At 33.5% G+C, this 16,524-nt stretch carries 13 protein-coding genes; 8 read left to right on the plus strand and 5 right to left on the minus strand.

Annotated elements, in window-relative coordinates; translation table 11 throughout:
- Positions 1-152: 152 nt before the first annotated feature.
- The 5 genes from hsdR to HKP48_RS00585 all read left to right on the plus strand — a co-directional run bounded on the left by hsdR (position 153) and on the right by HKP48_RS00585 (position 7,366).
- Entirely contained in the window at positions 153-2,528 is a 2,376-nt protein-coding gene (hsdR, locus tag HKP48_RS00565; protein WP_296341724.1) for an EcoAI/FtnUII family type I restriction enzme subunit R, read from the plus strand.
- Positions 2,529-3,524 (plus strand): virulence RhuM family protein, encoded by a 996-nt coding sequence (locus tag HKP48_RS00570; RefSeq protein WP_296341726.1) that lies wholly within the window; start codon positions 2,529-2,531, stop codon positions 3,522-3,524.
- The gene (locus HKP48_RS00575) at positions 3,525-4,961 is read left to right on the plus strand and encodes an N-6 DNA methylase (RefSeq protein ID WP_296341728.1); all 1,437 of its coding nucleotides are present in this window, start codon (positions 3,525-3,527) and stop codon (positions 4,959-4,961) included. It abuts the gene before it with no gap.
- A complete protein-coding gene (locus HKP48_RS00580) occupies positions 4,961-6,487 on the plus strand; it encodes a restriction endonuclease subunit S (protein ID WP_296341730.1) in 1,527 nt (508 codons plus the stop codon). The genes HKP48_RS00575 and HKP48_RS00580 overlap by 1 nt, the downstream gene beginning before the upstream one ends.
- A gap of 279 nt (positions 6,488-6,766) precedes the next feature.
- Positions 6,767-7,366 carry a YdeI/OmpD-associated family protein gene (locus tag HKP48_RS00585; protein WP_296341733.1) on the plus strand — a complete coding sequence of 200 codons (600 nt, stop codon included), beginning with the start codon at positions 6,767-6,769 and terminating at the stop codon, positions 7,364-7,366.
- Here the strand turns inward: HKP48_RS00585 and HKP48_RS00590 are convergent.
- The 5 genes from HKP48_RS00590 to HKP48_RS00610 all read right to left on the minus strand — a co-directional run bounded on the left by HKP48_RS00590 (position 7,363) and on the right by HKP48_RS00610 (position 11,571).
- On the minus strand, positions 7,363-8,304 hold the full coding sequence (locus HKP48_RS00590; RefSeq protein WP_296341735.1) for a mechanosensitive ion channel family protein: 942 nt from the start codon (positions 8,302-8,304) through the stop codon (positions 7,363-7,365). The genes HKP48_RS00585 and HKP48_RS00590 overlap by 4 nt on opposite strands.
- A 137-nt stretch (positions 8,305-8,441) precedes the next feature.
- A complete protein-coding gene (yajC, locus tag HKP48_RS00595; protein WP_296341737.1) occupies positions 8,442-8,735 on the minus strand; it encodes a preprotein translocase subunit YajC in 294 nt (97 codons plus the stop codon).
- Between the two features lie 9 nt (positions 8,736-8,744).
- Positions 8,745-9,302, minus strand: coding sequence for a DUF1573 domain-containing protein (locus HKP48_RS00600; RefSeq protein ID WP_296341740.1), 558 nt, complete (start codon positions 9,300-9,302; stop codon positions 8,745-8,747).
- Between the two features lie 128 nt (positions 9,303-9,430).
- Positions 9,431-10,375 carry a transcription antitermination factor NusB gene (gene nusB / locus HKP48_RS00605; protein WP_296341743.1) on the minus strand — a complete coding sequence of 315 codons (945 nt, stop codon included), beginning with the start codon at positions 10,373-10,375 and terminating at the stop codon, positions 9,431-9,433.
- A gap of 92 nt (positions 10,376-10,467) precedes the next feature.
- A complete protein-coding gene (locus HKP48_RS00610) occupies positions 10,468-11,571 on the minus strand; it encodes a Glu/Leu/Phe/Val dehydrogenase (RefSeq protein ID WP_296341745.1) in 1,104 nt (367 codons plus the stop codon).
- A gap of 132 nt (positions 11,572-11,703) precedes the next feature.
- Between HKP48_RS00610 and HKP48_RS00615 the strand changes: the two genes are divergently transcribed.
- From HKP48_RS00615 to HKP48_RS00625, 3 genes are all read left to right on the plus strand, one after another.
- Positions 11,704-13,458 carry an ABC transporter ATP-binding protein gene (locus HKP48_RS00615; protein ID WP_296341747.1) on the plus strand — a complete coding sequence of 585 codons (1,755 nt, stop codon included), beginning with the start codon at positions 11,704-11,706 and terminating at the stop codon, positions 13,456-13,458.
- Between the two features lie 67 nt (positions 13,459-13,525).
- On the plus strand, positions 13,526-13,921 hold the full coding sequence (locus tag HKP48_RS00620) for a PUR family DNA/RNA-binding protein (protein ID WP_296341749.1): 396 nt from the start codon (positions 13,526-13,528) through the stop codon (positions 13,919-13,921).
- Between the two features lie 93 nt (positions 13,922-14,014).
- Positions 14,015-16,519: a M14 family metallopeptidase gene (locus HKP48_RS00625; protein ID WP_296341751.1), complete on the plus strand. Its 2,505-nt coding sequence runs from the start codon at positions 14,015-14,017 to the stop codon at positions 16,517-16,519.
- Positions 16,520-16,524 lie beyond the last annotated feature (5 nt).

Here is a 16,524-nt window from a genome sequence, read left to right on the forward strand (position 1 = left end):
TCGTTAACGACCGATAAAAATCAACCTGTACTGAGCTTGCCGAAGTATTAAAACTGAATTTATCTAAGCGTTGTGTTTTATACCGAAAAAGCCAACGCTAAAAAAACTAAAAGAGCTATTTTTAGCCAACGCTTGACAAAAACGAAAAATGAATGAATAAGAAAGATTTATCAGAATCTGACATAAAGGCGAAATTTATCACTCCTTCGATTTTGAAATCAGGTTGGGATGAGCAAACACAATTAGGACGTGAAATTTTCTTCACAGATGGTCGAATCTATGTGAAAGGAAAACTGACTGCCAGAGGAAAACGAAAATTTGCGGACTATATACTTTTCTACAAACCAAATGTTCCAATCGCTATAATTGAGGCAAAAGACAACAAACACAGTGTAAAAAGCGGAATTCAACAAGCTCTTGGCTACGCCAATACCTTGGATATTCCTTGTGTGTTCAGTAGCAATGGTGACGGATTTTATTTTCACGATAAAACAGCAACAGACGGAGAAATTGAAAAAGATCTGACTTTAGACGAATTTCCAAGTCCTGAAATGCTGTGGCAGAAGTATAAAAAGTACAAAGGAATTGAAACCGATGAAGTTGAAGAAATCGCCAAACAAAATTATTTTCAAGATGGTTCTGGTCGTAGTCCGAGATATTACCAACAAATTGCAGTAAACAGAACAATCGAAGCAGTTGCAAAAGGTCAAGACCGAATTATTTTGGTAATGGCAACTGGAACAGGAAAAACCTATACCGCTTTTCAAATTATTTACCGACTTTGGAAAAGTGGAGCAAAAAAGAGAATCCTATTTTTAGCGGACAGAACTGCATTAATTGACCAAACAGCGCGTGGAGATTTTAGACATTTTAAAGATGCGCTTACAATCATAAAAAAGAAACAAATTGACACAGCTTACAATATTTATTTAGCATTATATCAAGGCTTATCTGATAGTCAAGGAGCGGATGCTTACAAACAGTTTAGTCCAGACTTCTTTGATTTAATTATTATTGACGAGTGCCACAGAGGAAGTGCAAAAGAAGATAGCAAATGGCGTGAGATTTTAGCTTATTTCGACAAAGCAACTCATATTGGTTTAACTGCAACACCAAAAGAAACAACAGAAGTTTCAAATATTGATTATTTCGGAGAACCAATTTATACCTATTCTTTAAAACAAGGAATTGATGATGGTTTCCTTGCACCTTATAAAGTTGTAAAAGTCACTTTAGATATTGATGCGGAAGGTTGGCGACCAACACAAGGTTTTGTTGATAAAGGGGGAAATCCAGTTGAAGATAGAATGTACAACAGAACGGATTTTGATAAAAATATAGTAGTTGAGGAACGTAGAAATTTAGTTGCAAAAAAGATAACTGAATTTTTAAAAGGTTATGACAGATTTGCAAAATCAATCGTTTTCTGTATTGATATTGAGCACGCAGAAGGAATGCGTTCCGCATTGGCAAACGCCAATGCCGATTTATTCACTCAAAACAATAAATACGTTATGCAAATTACAGGCGATAACGAAGAAGGAAAACGTGAGTTGGATAGTTTTATCAATCCAAGTGAGCCTTATCCTGTTATTGCAACCACTTCAAAATTAATGACTACAGGCGTTGATGCACAAACTTGCAAACTCATTGTTTTAGATAGTAATATTGGTTCAATGACCGAATTTAAACAAATTATTGGTCGAGGAACGAGAATTAATGAGGAATATGGTAAAACCTATTTTACCATTATGGATTTTAGAAATGTTACCAACCTATTTGCTGACCCTGATTTTGATGGCGACCCAGTAATGATAAAACAAGTGGGTGAAGATGACGATTTATCTGGTGCAGAAGATGAAACTACAGATGAAGTAATCACAGATATTTTAGATGGTGAGGAAGTAGAATTTCCAGAATATTCTGAAATTGAAGGTGGTGGAGATATTGTTGAAGAACCAAGAACAAAAATTCGAGTAGATGGCGTTAAAGTAAAAATTGTAAATGAACGTGTGCAATATTTAGGAAATGACGGTAAAATTATCACCGAAAGCCTAAAAGACTACACCAAAAATAGCGTTACCAAACAATATCAAAGTTTAGAGAAATTTCTAAACACTTGGAATAATGCAGAAAAGAAAGAAGCGATTATCAAAGAATTAGAGGAACAAGGCATTTTCTTTGATGCACTAAAAGATGAGGTTGGTGCAGCATTTGACCCTTTCGATTTAATTTGCCACGTAGCGTTTGAAGCAAAACCTTTAACAAGAAAGGAACGCGCAAACAACGTAAAAAAACGAAATTATTTTACCAAATACGGTGAAAAAGCCCAAACGGTTTTAAATAGTTTACTCGATAAATATGCAGAAGATGGGTTACTAACTATTGAAAGTACAGAAGTATTAAAATTGGACCCTTTAAATAAATTGGGAACAGCAGTGGAACTCATCAATTCTTTTGGAGGTAAACCAGCCTATTTAAAAGCTTTAAAAGAATTAGAATCTCAGTTATACAATACAACGGCTTAAATGGAACAACAAAACATTATTATATATAATACACCAGATGGTCGGGTATCTATTGCTCTTTTTGCTAAAGAGGGTAATGTTTGGATGAATCAAAATCAACTGGCTGAACTTTTTGACACCTCAAAACAAAACATCAGTCAACACATAAATAACATTCTAAAAGACAATGAATTAAGTGAAAATTCAGTTGTAAAGAATTACTTGACAACTGCCGATGATGGTAAAAATTATGAAGTTAGTTTTTACAGCCTAGACATGATTCTTGCTATTGGTTTTAGAGTGCGCAGTAAACGGGGTACGCAATTCAGGATTTGGGCAAATCAAAATCTAAAATCGTATATGATTAAAGGGTTTGTTATGGACGATGAACGTCTTAAAAATCCCGATGGCAGACCCGATTATTTTGATGAGTTATTAGAGCGTATCCGCGAAATACGCGCTTCAGAAAAACGTTTCTATCAAAAAGTAAGAGACTTATTGGCATTAAGTAGTGATTATGATCCTACTGATAAAGCCACCCAAATGTTTTTTGCTGAAACACAAAACAAACTGCTGTTTGCTGTGACCAAACAAACTGCTGCCGAATTAATTGTAACCAGAGCAAACCACAACAAACCCAATATGGGTTTAACCACATGGAAAGGCAATAAAGTGCGTAAACAAGACATTCACATTGCTAAAAACTACCTTTCTAAAGATGAAATTGATACCCTAAACAGGCTAACGGTAATCTTTTTGGAAACTGCCGAGCTAAGGGTTAAAGAACGTATAGATATTCATCTTAAATTTTGGCAAAACAATGTGGATAAAATCTTAGAATTTAATGACAAAGCTGTTTTAAATCACGCTGGGGCTATCTCAAAAAAGCAAATGGAAACAAAGGTCAAAGTCATCTATGAAGCTTTTGAAACCAAACGCAAACAATTTGAAGCCAAACAAGCCGATTTAGACGACTTAAAACATCTGGAGGAACAGATAAAAAATAACAAAAAATAAATGGCAAACGTAGCAGCAGTAGTTAGCAGCATCAGAAACATCATGCGTCAAGACAGAGGAATTTCTGGTGATGCACAACGATTAGAACAATTGGGTTGGATGCTCTTTTTAAAAATTATTGACGATAAAGACCAAGAATTAGAAATCTTAAAAGACGATTATCAATCGGTAATTCCAGAGAAATTTCAATGGAGAACTTGGGCAAGCGACCCTGAGGGAATTACTGGAGAAGATTTATTAGAATTTATAGATAGTAACGCACAAAGCAACAGAGGTTTGTTTGCAACCTTGCGTAATTTAACAAACGTAACTAACCCAAAACGTGCTGCCATAGTGAAAGAAGTGTTTGATGGCTCCAACAACTATATGAAAAGTGGTTACGAAATGCGAAAAGTCATTAACAAACTCAATGAAATTGACTTTAACAATTCTGACGACAAACACATTTTCGGGAACATTTACGAAAGCATTTTACAAGAATTACGTGATGCAGGAAATAAAGGTGAATACTACACACCAAGAGCAGTTACGCAGTTAATGACCCAAATGACCGACCCAAAATTGGGTGAAAAAGTGCTTGACCCAGCAGCAGGAACAGGCGGATTTTTAACCGCAGCAATTGACCACGTTAGAGAAAATTTTGTAAATACCGTTGATGATGAACACATTTTACAAAAAAGTATTACGGGTTGGGAATTAAAACCTGTAGCTTATGTTTTAGGTTTAACTAACTTAATTCTTCACGAAATGGATATTCCCGACTATCATTACATTGATAGTTTAAAAAAGGAATACAACAGCATTGGAAGAAAAGACCAAGTAGATGTTATTTTGGCAAATCCACCTTTTGGTGCGAGTATAGCAGATGGTGTAGAAACCAACTATCCTGCCACCTATAGATGTAAGGAATCTGCCGATTTATTTGTGATTTTAATGTTGCAATTGCTAAAACCAAAAGGACGTTGTGCTATTGTTTTACCAGATGGTTCGATTACTGGAGATGGTGTAAAATCAAGAATTAGAGAAAAATTGTTAACTGACACTAATTTACATACCATTATTCGTTTACCACAAACTACATTTTTTCCTGCCACAGTAAGTACGAACCTGTTATTTTTTGAAAAAGGCAATAAGACTAAAGATATTTGGTATTACGAGCATAAATTACCCGAAGGACAAAAAAGCTATTCCAAAACCAAACCAATACAGTTTAACGAGTTTGAACCAATAATAAAATGGTGGAATAATCGTGAAGAAAACGACCAAGCTTGGAAAGTAAATATTAATGATTTAAAAGATTGGGATTTAGATGTTAAAAATCCTGTTCAGGAAGAGGAAGAAGAAATCAAGTCCTCAAAAGAAATAATATCAGGTCTAAAACAGAATTTTAACAATAATCTGTCAATGCTTTCAGAATTAGAAAATCTATTGAATTAATGAAAGCAACAGATGCATATAGAAGAATAAATAATAGTCCAATACGTGGTATTGTATTGTTCTACACAGAAAAAATTTTACAATCTAAAAAAGTATTTTTAGAAACTGTAATTTCAAAAATTCAAACAGGTAAAACACCACCGAAATCAAACTCAAAATATTATTCAAGTAATGATATAAACTGGTTTAAACCAAGCGATATTGGTTTCACAAAATATCTAACCAAAGCTAAAGAGAAATTTGCTCAAATTGCATTGGATGAAAAAAAAGGAACTCTATATCCAAAGGGAACACTTCTATTAATAGGAATCGGAGGAGGTGTTGGTAGAGTTTCAGTTCTTAAAGAAGTAGGTTCCTCAAATCAACAAATCACAGGAGTAACATTTAACAATGATGTAAGCTCAGAATATGCATATTACTATTATTTGGTGCGTGAAGATTATATAAAATCGAAAGCAAAAAGTATGTCTTTTCCAATTTTGAATCAAGCAAAAATTAAAGGTTTAGAAATAAATTATCCGTCAATTGAAGAACAAAACGAATTTGTTCGTTTTGTTGATTATTGTTGGAATTCTTATTTAAAAAATGAAATTCCAAACGTTTCAAGTTTTAATGTTGATGAAAAACTTAAAACATACACATTAACTCAATTTAAAGCAATAGAATTAGATAGTAAAATTAAAGGTAATATTGCTTGTGAAAAGCAACAACTTACTGATTTAAAACAAGTCATTTTACAAGAAGCTATACAAGGAAAACTAACCCAAAAATGGCGAAAGCAAAATCAAAATACAGAACCTGTAAGTGAATTATTAGAACGCATAAAAACTGAAAAAGAACAGCTTATAAAAGACAAGAAAATTAAAAAGGAAAAACCCTTACCAACAATCACAGAAGAAGAAATTCCTTTTGAAATTCCTGAAAATTGGGTTTGGTGCAGGTTAATTGATATTGGAATTCCAATAATAGGGTTGACTTACAAGCCTACTGATATTTCAGAAAATGGAACAGGGGTTTTAAGAGCTAATAATGTTGATGAAGGTAAATTGATAATGAATAATTTAGTTAAAGTTTCCTGTGAAATACCGTCAAAGAAAATGGCTTCTAAAGGAGATATTTTAATTTGTGTCAGAAGCGGAAGCAAAAGACTTATTGGGAAAGCCGCAATAGTTGATAAAGATGGGTTTTCCTTTGGTGCTTTTATGAGTTTGATAAAAAGTAGATTAAATCCATATCTGTTTCATTTTTTACAGTCTAATTCTTTTAAAAATCAAATAGATGATGAAAAAAGTACTGGGATAAATCAGTTAACTCAAGGTATTTTAAAGTCAGTTATCATTCCTATTCCACCAATTGAAGAACAAAAAGCCATTGTAGAAAAAGTAGAAACCCTTATAAAAAAGTATAATGAATTAGAACAGGAAATAACCCAAAGTGAAGAACACGCCAATATGCTAATGCAAGCCGTTTTAAAAGAAGCCTTAGAGAGTAAAACAGAAAACACGGAGGAATATGCCAACGCTTAAAGCCATACACATTTGAACAAAAAAAAACATCGGAAAACCAAGCTGAACGTGAAAAGCACTATGTACAAGAACATGGATAAAACATAGCTATTATAGGCTTTCCTAGAGGTTTTTACATATATACAAAGTACACGCCATTTATTATTTGGTTATATTTATAAAAGAAAATTAAGCATAAAAAAAACGGCTCGTGCTAAATCCGAAAAGTTAGCGTTTATTTATAAGCTCCGTTTCATACACAAACAAGTTAACGAAACATCCACTTTTTACATATTAAAAATGAAAAAAATCCACTCCGTCGAAGAATATATAGAAGTCAATAACCATTGGCAAGAAGCCTTAGAACTCTTGCGCAGTATAGTTCTAAAAACAGAACTCAATGAGGCCATAAAATGGTCAGCACCAGTTTATGATTTAGATGGTAAAAATGTATTAGGCATTGGTGCATTTAAGCAGCACTTTTGTATTTGGTTTTTTAATGGCGTCTTTCTTAAAGATGAGTATAATCTTTTAGTCAACGCTCAAGAGAATAAAACCAAAGGGCTACGACAAATGCGTTTTGATAACATCGAAGATGTCAATAAAGACCAAGTGTTGGCCTATGTAAAAGAGGCCATAGAAAATCAACGTGCAGGTAAAGAAATTAAAGTAGCGCGTAAAGGGAAAACTGTTGTGATTCCTGAAGAGTTAAAAGCCACACTAAATAACGACCAAGATTTGCAACTTGCTTTTGAGGCTCTGACGCCCGGAAAACAACGTGACTATTGTGAATACATTTCATCCGCTAAACGTGAGGCTACAAAACAATCACGGTTAGAAAAAATAACACCAATGATTCTTAATGGTGTTGGACTTAATGATAAAGATAAAAACTGTTAGTTTTTAGTACTCATCTCCACGGTGCGTGTTGGATATGGTATTTTAATATTGTTTTGGTCAAAAGTGGTTTTAATAATTACAATAGCACTATGTGTTAGGTGTAATTCATCTTTTTTTCCAGAAGCATCTCCCCAAAATCTAACTAAAAAATTAACAGAGCTCTCACCAAATTCTTCATAAAAGAATTCAATCTCTTCATCTTTGTTTTGCTTAAAAGCTTTGCCAAGGGCTGTTACGGTCAAAGCTTCAACGGCTTCCAAATCACTATCGTAACTTACGCCACAATTAATAGAAACACGTGTACGCGTCGTTAAACTATAATTGGTAAATGGGTTTTCTAATATCTGAGAATTAGGCACCATCACCAAATTATTATCTGGTCTTAATATTTGTACACTTCGTAATGAAATTTCGGCTATTGTGCCCTCTAAGCCTTCAGTCTCTACCCAATCACCAATTTTAAGATTAGGTAAAAAACTTAGTATAACACCAGAAAATGTGTTATTTAATGACCCTTGTACTGCTAGACCAACTGCTAAACTGGCAACACCTGCTAAACCAAGTATTGAGGTCATAATAACCCCTAAATCGAGTATGATTAAAAATACTAAAAAACCAATTAACCAAACGGTTGCACGAAATATCTTTAGCACCATTTGACGAATTGATTCTTGTTTTACAGAACGTTTCATAATTCTGTAAAGAAGCCTTCCAAAATATTTTGCAAACAAGACAAATACTAAAAAAATTAAAGCCCCAATAATAAAATTAGGGATTTTAAGAAGTACCAAATCCCACCATTTTAAAAACTTTATCTCCATGACTTCATAGGCGTGTTCCCAAGTAAAGTTTTCATCAAGGGTAACGCGTTTTATTTTTTCACCAATGGTTAAGTCTTCTGGTTTTTTAGTTAAAAAGTCATGATCTTGAAATGGCATAATAGTAGTCTTTAGTTTTAACCAATTACACAACAGAAGTTTACTGCATAATTAGGGCGTAATATAGTATAAATCAAAATTAAAAAAGCTACTTAATTTTTAAGTAGCTTTTTTATTAAAATGCGTATCAATGAAAATTATTTTTTCGTTGATGCTGTGTTTAGTTTACTACTCATTTCCATTGAAATTGCAGAACGGTCAAACTTAATTTTCCCAGCTTGTGTTTCTATAATACAGCTGTTGTCTTTATCATTTAACTCTGCAACCTTACCGTGCATACCGCTTTTCATAATAACTCTATCACCTCGCTTTAATGCCTTAGCAAAGGCTTTTTCTTTCTTTGCACGCTTCATTTGGGGTGCAATCATAAAGAAATACAACACAGCTAGCATGGCTATAAATGGTAAAAATGAACTTATACCTTCTCCCATAAATTTTTATTAATCGTGGTTATGACCTTCGTGACCTGGTTGTGTACTAGATTTTTTTGGCTGAGCCTGTAACATACTTGAACCACCTGTTGGTTTAGCTTGAGCTGGAGTTTTTGCATTAGGATCTGCCTCTACAAATGCAGTAATTCTTACTTGCTCATTACCTTTGGCTGTGTTAGTTGTCATCGTAATAGCTTTAGTAACTTTGTTACCATTACCTTTACCATTAAATTTTACAGTAAATTCACCCGAATCTCCAGGAGCAACTTGCTTCGTGTAGTTCGATGGTACTGTACAACCACATGTACTTTTTACATTGCTTACAACTAACATTGAGTTACCTGTATTTGTATAAGCAAATACAGTTTCAACAGGTGTTCCGTTTTCAATTGTACCAAAGTCATGAGTTTCTTTATTAAACTTAATTACTGGTAAGTCTCCTGCGTTAGCATCTCGCTCAGCAGCAAGTGCAACATTTTCAGAATTTACTTTACTAGAAGCGTCATCTTTACATGATGTAAAGGCTAACATACATAATGCACCAAGGCCTAAAATAACTTTTTTCATCGCTATGTTTTTTTAATATTAATTTTTAATGATTCTTTATCTTTTGTCAAAAGTAATAATTATTTCAACGAATAAAAATTTTTAACACACAGTTATTAGATAAGAAAGTATAGGTTTTATTGGCTTTTTTACATTAAACCTCGTCCTACTTTGTTATGAATATTGTTTAGTTTATACTCTTTTACAATTTTATCTAGAATTCCATTAATGAACAAGCTGCTTTTTGGAGTAGAGTATTCTTTGGCAATTTCTAAATACTCATTGATTGTTACTTTTACTGGTATAGATGGGAATTTCTGAAACTCACAAAGTGCCATTTTCAATAAAACACCATCTAAACTTGCCAATCTATCTGCATCCCAATTGGTTGTTTTTGATGATATCTCTTCAGAAAATTTAGATGTATTTAAAAGCGTTTTTAGTAACAAATCTTTTGCGAAAACTTTATCGTCTTCGTCTTTGTAGAGTTCAGGAATTAAATATGTTTCTGGCTTTGTTAGCTTAAGCTTTGTAAAGGATTTTACGATAGCTGTATTTACCACTGGCAAATCGTCTACCCAAGTAATCTGTTTATCCTCAAAATAATCAAAAAGCTTTTCGTTTGGTGCAATAATATCCGAATACACATCAATCATAAAATCTTTATCTTCTTTTAAATCTGATGCGCCTTTAGACATGTATTCTTTATATATACCACTTTCAATAATGGCTTTATAAATTACATCTACATACTCAAAATCTAAATCCCAAAAATTTAACTTGCGCTTTTTAATAATTTCTTTGAGCATAGAATTGTTACTAATAAATTCTAGCACGGCGTTATCTGCAAACTTTCGGTTAGGATTAATATCTGCTTCAGTAGCTAGCAGTTTTTTTTGAGATAATTCTAATTTCGAGTTGGCTTTCTTTTGCAGCTCAATCATAAGTGCCATTATGGCAAAGTACAAATCTGAAATTTTAGCGATACTCTGATAAAGAAATTTTTCATCTTTAGTAAAATCATCACTTTCTGTTCCCTTAAAAGAAAATAAAGACTGCATGACTTTAATACGAATATGTCGTCGATTGAGCATATGTAAAGAACTTGTTTTTTAAATCATTAAAAAGGGTGAGACTTTGTTGAGTTTCACCCTGCAAAAATAGCATTTCTTACTATTCTAAAAAATTATTTTGCGTTTTCTATTCGTCTTGTTTCAATACGTTCTTTTGCAATGTTTAGCGCTGCATTGTGAGTTGTTAAGTTGTTCACTTTAGCGTTGTCTAGAATTTCTAAGGTTGTATTGTAAATGTTTTCGGTTTTACGCATTATTTCTGCTCGGTCATAGTTTTCTAATTCAGCATATACGTTGATAATTCCACCTGCATTAATTAAAAAATCTGGTGCATATACAATACCATTATCTTGTAACAATCTACCATGCTTAAATTCATCAGCCAACTGATTGTTTGCTGCTCCTGCAATAATATCTGCTCTTAATTTATTAATTGTCTCATCATTGACAGTTGCGCCGAGTGCACATGGTGCATAAATATCCATATCTTCTGCATAAATATCACTTCCGCCGTAAATAGTTACACCATATTTAGATTTAACCTCCTCTAAACGTTCTTGGCTAATATCTGCAATAGTAACTTTTGCACCTTCATTTACTAAATGTTCTACTAAAGCTTCACCTACATTACCAATACCTTGAACAAAAATATTTTTGTCTTCTAAAATATCTGAACCATACTTAAACTTTGCTGCTGCTTTCATGCCCATAAAAACACCATAGGCAGTTATAGGAGAAGGATTACCGGCACCACCTTTGCTTTCAGAAATTCCAGTAACAAAAGGTGTAACTTCTCTTACAGTATCCATATCGTCGGTTGCCATACCAACATCTTCGGCAGTGATATATTTCCCGCTTAAAGAATGAATAAATTCTCCAAAACGACGCATTAATTCTGGTGTTTTTTGAGTCTTTGCATCTCCGATAATTACGGCTTTACCACCACCAAGGTTTAATCCTGTAATAGCAGACTTAAAAGTCATACCTCTAGACAAACGCAAAACATCATTCAACGCTTCCCACTCGCTATTATATTGCCACATTCGAGTACCACCAAGTGCTGGTCCTAAAACTGTATTATGTATCCCGATTATTGCTTTTAAACCAGTATCTTTGTCATTGCAAAAAACGATTTGCTCGTGTTCATCAAATGATAATTGACCAAAAACTGGGTCAGCTTTTTTTAGGTCTTTAGCGTCTAAAACGTCTGTTGTCATTATTTATTATGATTTAGTGTCGTTGCGTTTTATTTAAAAACAGCTTGCAAAAATAAATCATTATTAAAGCATTAGCAAAATATTAACTCATAAATGCGATTGTAACAATAGCTTTGTATTCTTTTACTTTCAATGAAAGCCTTAAAACACCTCAATAAATATTTTTATAAATACCGATATAGACTTATCGTTGGTATTCTTATAACAATTATAGCTAAGATTTTTGCGCTTTTTACACCACGTTTAATTGGTAAATCCATAAATATTATTGAAAAGTATGTAGAAGGAACTATCACTTATGAAGTTGCCAAAGCTGATTTGCTCATAACCGTACTCTATATTTTAGGTGCAGCTTTAGTGGCAGGACTGTTTACCTTCTTAATGCGTCAAACCATTATCAATGTTTCACGTTATATTGAATTTGATTTAAAAAATGAAATATACAAACACTATCAAGTCTTATCCTTAAGCTTCTACAAAGCCAATCGCACTGGAGATTTGATGAATCGTATTAGTGAAGATGTTGGAAAAGTACGAATGTACGCTGGACCAGCAATCATGTATACCATAAATACCATTACATTATTTACAGTAGCACTAACACAAATGATAAGTACAGCACCGAAGCTAACCATGTATACTATGCTACCGCTTCCTATATTATCTTTTGTTATATATAAATTAAGTAGACTTATTAATTACAGGAGTAAAGTCGTTCAGGAGTCGCTTTCGGGTTTATCTTCTTTTACGCAAGAACAATTTAGTGGTATCTCAGTAATTAAATCCTACACGATTGAAAAGACCGTAAACACTGATTTTGAAGAACTATCGACCGAAAATAGACAAAAGCAAATAGATTTATCAAAAGTACAAGCCTTGTTTTTTCCATTGATGATTTTGTTAATTGGCGTTAGTAACTTGCTCGTCATATTTATTGGTGGAAAACAATATATTGATGGTGAAATTGAAAATATTGGTACCATAGCTGAGTTTATAATTTACATTAATATGTTGACTTGGCCAGTAGCAACTGTCGGCTGGGTAACCTCTATTGTTCAGCAAGCTGAAGCATCTCAAAAGCGTGTCAATGAGTTTTTAGACCAACAACCTGAAATAAAAAATAGTGTAAATACACTTTCTGAAATTGATGGTACGATTTCATTTAAAAACGTAAGCTTTACTTATCCTGACACCAATATTACAGCCCTAAAAGACGTTAGTTTTGATTTAGAATCTGGCGAAAAATTAGCCATCTTAGGAATGACTGGCTCAGGCAAATCAACCATTCTTGACCTTATTGGAAGACTATACGATACAGAAAATGGGACTATCCAAATTGATGGTAAAGAAATTAGTACACTAAATCTTTATAGCTTAAGAAAGAGTATAGGCTATGTACCGCAAGATGCCTTCTTATTTTCAGACTCCATAAAGAATAATATTAAGTTTGGAAAAGAAGATGCTTCAGATGAAGAAGTGATTGAAGCAGCTAAGAATGCCATGGTTCATAAAAATATTATTGGTTTTAAAAACGGTTACGAAACTGTTTTAGGCGAAAGAGGTATTACGCTTTCTGGAGGACAAAAACAGCGTGTATCTATAGCTAGAGCTATTATAAAATCTCCAGAAATATTACTTCTTGACGATTGCCTTTCTGCTGTTGACACCGAAACTGAAGAAAAAATCTTAAAGAATTTACAAGGTATTTCTAAGGATAAAACTACCATTATTGTAAGTCACAGAATTTCTTCGGCAAAAAATGCAGATAAAATTATTGTGCTAGATGATGGTAAAATAATTCAGTCCGGAACGCACAAAACCTTAAAAGAAATAGACGGTTACTACAGGGATTTATACCTCAAACAACGCTCTGAAAAAGAAATGTAATTATTTGTTGGTTACTTTACTTTTTTTTTAGACTTTTGAAAGGAAATTAAAAATTGATACCTGAATTATGGGCAATTACGAAATGATGGATAAAGAAGATATATATTCAAAAGTTTTAAGAGCTGGAAGAAGAACTTATTTCTTTGATGTACGTGCTACTAAAGCTGGTGATTATTACTTAACAATTACTGAGAGTAAAAAATTCACAAATGACGACGGCTCTTTTCACTATAAGAAGCATAAAATCTATTTATACAAAGAAGACTTTTCTGAATTTAGAGAGATTTTGGGTGAAATGACCGATTATATCATTAATGAAAAAGGTACTGAGGTTATTAGTGAGCGTCATCAAAAAGATTACAAACGCGAAGACAACGATTTTGTAGCACAAGAAGCTAAAACACAAGAAGATACCGATACCTCTACAGATAGTTTTACAGACATCAGCTTCGATGACATTTAGAAACAATCTTGTTAAATAATACTAAAAACCGTTACAACAGTAACGGTTTTTTTATTTTTATATCTTTATAAACAACTAACCAAACCAACACCCATGCGCTTTATTCTATTATTTGTGTTCACAGCTCTTTCTACAACAATATTTAGCCAGGATAAAGTTGACTTATCGTATTATCTCCCGCAAGACGTAAAATATAATTCTGAAATCCCAACACCTAAAAGCGTTGTTGGTCACGAAGTTGGTGAATGGCATATAACTCACGACAAGCTTGTGCAATATATGTATACTTTGGCAAAAGCATCTGATAGAATAACAATCGAAAATAGAGGTAAAACCTTTGAAGATAGACCACTATTATTGTTAACCATAACCGCTCCAAAAAACCACAACAAAATCGACGCTATTAAAAATGCCCACGTCAATGCTACTAAAAAAGATAACGCTTCCACAGACCGCCCAATAATCGTCTATCAAGGATTTTCTATACATGGTAACGAGCCTAGTGGCTCAAACGCTTCATTAGCAGTAGCTTATTATTTAGCTGCCGCTCAAGGTCCTAAAATTGATGACTTACTAGACAATACTGTTATTCTTTTTGATCCATCTTTTAATCCTGATGGCTTACAACGTTTCGCGTATTGGGCAAATACCAATAGAAGTCAAAATCTTAATCCTGACCCAAATGATAGAGAATACAGTGAAGTTTGGCCAGGCGGGCGAACAAACCACTACTGGTTTGATATGAACCGAGATTGGCTACCTGTACAATTACCAGAATCTAGAGCGCGTATTAAGACATTTCACGATTGGATGCCAAATATTTTAACGGACCACCACGAGATGGGAACAAATTCTAGTTTTTTCTTTCAGCCTGGAATTCCGTCAAGAACACATCCGTTAACTCCAAAATTAAATCAAGAATTAACAAAACAAATAGCGACTTACCACGCCAAGGCATTAGATAAAATTGGTTCTTTGTATTATTCAGAAGAAAGTTTTGATGACTTCTACTACGGAAAAGGATCTACTTTTCCTGATATTAATGGTGGTATTGGGATATTGTTTGAGCAAGCAAGTTCACGTGGACATGTACAAGAAAGCGTTAATGGACTCATAACCTTTCCTTTTACGATAAGAAATCAATTTACCGCAGCGCTATCTACTCTTGAAGCAGCAAACAAAATGCGTTCTGATATTTTGACTTACCAAGCAAACTTCTTTGAAAATGCTAGAAATGAAGCAAAAAAAGAAGGTAATAAAGCCATTGTATTTGGTGATGAAAAAGATGCGGCAAGAACTTATCATATGGCCGAAATTTTGAATAGACATAAAATCAAGTTTCATGAGATAGAAAACGATTTTGAAGTTGATGGTAAACGTTTCAAAAAAGGATACAGCTATATTGTGCCCAAAAATCAGAATAACACACGTTTGATTAATGCTATGTTTGAAAGGCGAACAACCTTTCAAGATAGTCTATTTTATGATATCTCGGCATGGTCTTTTCCTTTGGCATTTAATTTAGATTATGCTAAAACCTCAACTGGTAAAGCAGGTGCTATTGTTACAGATTTAAAATTTAAAAGTGGAGGCGCAAACTCCAAAAGTAACTACGCCTATCTTACAGAATGGCACGAATATTACACCCCAAAATTCTTGTATGCTTTATTAGAAAAAGGCATCAGAGCAAAAGTGAGTCAAAAGCAATTTAAGGCCAATGGAAAGTCTTACGATTACGGAACATTAATGATTCCTTCGCAAAACGAAAAACTATCTGAAGCAGAATTACATACCACATTAAACACCTTAGCGAAAGAAAGCCACTTAAACCTTGATGCTGTTTCTACAGGTTTAAATGATGGTATTGACTTAGGTAGCAATAATTTTAGGCCTTTAGAAATACCAAAAATTGCACTATTAGTTGGTGATGGGATGACGTCTTACGACGCAGGTGAAATCTGGCATTTATTAGATACGCGCTACAATATTCCTGTGACTAAATTAGATACCAAAAACTTTTCAAGAGCAGATATCAATCGTTATAACACTATAATCATGGTCAATGGCTCTGGTCTAAATGAAGGCAATACAAAAAAACTACAATCATGGATTAAAAGTGGTGGAACATTGATTGGTTATCGTCGTGCACTAAATTACATTAACAGTAAGAAACTACTTAAAATCGAGTTCAAAAAACCTAAAATTGTAGCGAAAAATATTTCTAGAGAACAAGCCAGTGATTTTAGAGGTGCGCAAGTTATCGGTGGTGCTATTTTTGAAGCTGAACTCGACCGTTCTCACCCGGTTAATTTTGGCTACAAGAACAATACAGTACCAATGTTCAGAAACACTACATTATTTGTAAAGCCAGACAAAAACAGCTATAACAATCCTATTCAATATACCGAAAACCCACTATTAAGTGGTTATATCTCAAAACAAAACTTGGATAGTATTTCTAAAACTGTTCCGCTTAAAATTGGTAATTACGGTCGTGGTAACATTGTGGCTTTTACAGATAATACCAACTTTAGAGCCTTTTGGTATGGTACAAATCGTTTATTGATGAATGCAATATTTTTTAGAGAGGATTTATAGATTAA

Source organism: Winogradskyella sp., from assembly GCF_013042245.1.
Classification (GTDB): Bacteria; Bacteroidota; Bacteroidia; order Flavobacteriales; family Flavobacteriaceae; genus Winogradskyella.